Genomic DNA, 629 nt, shown 5'->3' on the forward strand with positions numbered 1-629 from the left:
CTGATGCTGGCCAACGAAAAGGCCTGGCGCAGCGAGGCGGAGATCCGCGCCGGGCTGCTGAAACTCTGGGACGCCATGCAGGAATGCGTGAGCAACGGCCTGGGCGAGGAGGGCATCCTGCCCGGCGGGCTGAACGTGCGCCGGCGTGCCGCCAAGCTGCACCGCAGCCTGCAGGAGCTGGGCAAGCCGAACGTGATCGGCTCGACCATGAGCGCCATGGAATGGGTCAACCTCTACGCCCTGGCGGTGAACGAGGAGAACGCCGCCGGCGGGCGCATGGTGACGGCGCCGACCAACGGCGCGGCGGGGATCATCCCGGCGGTGCTGCACTACTACATGCGCTTCAACCCCGAGGCCAGCGACGACGACGTGGTCAATTTCTTCCTCGGCGCGGCGGCGGTGGGCATCCTGTGCAAGAAGAACGCCTCGATCTCCGGCGCCGAGGTGGGCTGCCAGGGTGAGGTGGGTTCGGCCTGCGCGATGGCGGCGGCGGGGCTGGCGGAAGTGCTGGGGGCGACTCCGGCGCAGCTGGAGAACGCGGCGGAGATCGGCCTGGAGCACAACCTGGGGCTGACCTGCGACCCGGTGGGGGGGCTGGTGCAGGTGCCGTGCATCGAGCGCAACGCGAT

The 629-nt window shown here is 70.0% G+C and carries 1 protein-coding gene; it reads left to right on the forward strand.

What is annotated here, in order from left to right:
- Positions 1–629 (forward strand): L-serine ammonia-lyase (locus ACFPU0_RS25210; protein ID WP_377696030.1); only part of this gene is annotated, 629 nt, incomplete at both ends.

Origin of the sequence: Pseudomonas sp. GCM10022186, assembly GCF_042656385.1 — a bacterium.
Taxonomy (GTDB): Bacteria; Pseudomonadota; Gammaproteobacteria; order Pseudomonadales; family Pseudomonadaceae; genus Metapseudomonas.